At 62.2% G+C, this 1,668-nt stretch carries 2 protein-coding genes; both read left to right on the top strand.

What is annotated here, in order from left to right; translation table 11 throughout:
* Positions 1–540 (top strand): hypothetical protein (locus EPN80_RS12630; RefSeq protein ID WP_293027591.1); only part of this gene is annotated, 540 nt, incomplete at its 5' end.
* A gap of 140 nt (positions 541–680) precedes the next feature.
* Positions 681–1,668 (top strand): TVP38/TMEM64 family protein (locus EPN80_RS12625; RefSeq protein ID WP_293027587.1); only part of this gene is annotated, 988 nt, incomplete at its 3' end.

Here is a 1,668-nt window from a genome sequence, read left to right as displayed (position 1 = left end):
TTTTTTTCGCGCGAGACGCACCAACCGAAGCCGCTCGATCCGCAAGTGTTCGTGCGCGCGCCGGGCGCGCCGGCCGCCATGGGGCCGCAGGGCATCAGGCATGCGGCCGGTTATCGCAATGCCTTGCTGGCCGATCCGGCGGCTTTGCCTGTGTTTTCCGCGACCGGCCGGGCGCTCGGCTTCGATCTCGGGCAATGGTTCGGGGCCAAGGGCGATGTGGTGCTGATGCCGTTGCCCTCCGGTCAGGAAAAAGTCATCGCTGTTTTCAAGGGCCTGAAGCCAGGCGGCGTCTACAGCCTGTTCGAGAATCATTTCGACCAGAAGCCGATCGGCTTTACGCCGCTCGATGGCCGGGGCGTCGACAACAATTTCGTCGCGGGCAAGGATGGGCGTGGTGCGATTACACTGACCGCGCCACGGGCGCTGACCAGCGTCAACGCCGTGCTGGTGGTGTACCACTCCGATGGCAAGTCGCATGGCGCCTCGCGCGGGGATATCGGGGTGACGGCGCATCACCAGTTGATCGCGAAGTTGCCGTGAAGCGCCAAAACCGTCATTGACTGTAATAATCCTCGGATCCATCCGTCTGATGGCCATGAGCCGTGGTCCGGTCCGAAGACACGGCGCCTGACATAACCGCTTCGATGCCTGGCGTCGGGCGAGCCGATCCGGGGATAGTCATGACGCGTAACAAGATCGCCGTGCTAATTGTGTTGGGCCTGGGCGTGGCGATCTTTTTTTTACTGGGACTCGAACGCTATCTCAGCATCGAGTTCCTCGGTACCAGCGTGCAATCGTTGCGCAGGGATGCACAAGCGAATGCGTTCGCGGCGATGACGATCTATTTTGTTCTCTACGTCATTGTCACGGCGTTGTCGCTGCCCGGCGCGGCGGTTCTCACACTGGCCGGCGGCGCGCTGTTCGGCTTGATGCTCGGCACCCTGCTGATTTCGTTCGCCTCGACCCTTGGCGCGACGCTGGCGTTCCTGGCATCGCGTTACCTGCTGCGTGATTGGGTCGCTGGTCGCTTTGGCCGCCGGCTCGAAGCCATCGATGCCGGTTTGACGCGCGACGGCGCCGCCTATTTGTTCATGTTGCGTCTGGTGCCGGCGTTTCCTTTTTTTTTGATCAACCTGCTGCTTGGCCTGAGCAGGATGCGCACCCGCACCTTCTACTGGGTCAGCCAGCTTGGCATGTTGCCGGGCACGCTGGTCTATGTGAACGCCGGCACGCAACTGGCGCGGATTCATTCGCTCTCCGGCATTCTGTCGCCGGGGCTCGTGGGCGCATTCGTCCTGCTCGGGGTATTTCCGCTGCTTGCCAAAAAGTTCAGTGAAACCTTGAGTGCCGGAAAAATCTATGCGCGCTGGCAAAAGCCGCGCCGCTTCGACCGTAATCTGATCGTCATCGGCGGCGGCAGCGCCGGGCTCGTAACCGCCTATATTGCCGCGGCCCTCAGGGCCAAGGTCACGCTGGTCGAGAAGCACGCAATGGGCGGCGACTGCCTGAACACCGGTTGCGTACCCTCCAAGGCTTTGATCCGCTCGGCCAGGCTGCTTTCGCAGATCTCCCGTTCGCGAGAATTCGGCATCCGCTCGGCGCAAGCCGAATTCGATTTCGCGGACGTCATGCAGCGCGTACAGGATGTGATCGCGGCGGTGGCCCCGC

Source organism: Pandoraea sp., assembly GCF_004297875.1.
Lineage (GTDB): Bacteria > Pseudomonadota > Gammaproteobacteria > Burkholderiales > Burkholderiaceae > Pandoraea.
Note: the sequence above shows the minus strand (reverse complement) of the source record. Positions and strands in the feature narration are given on the sequence as shown.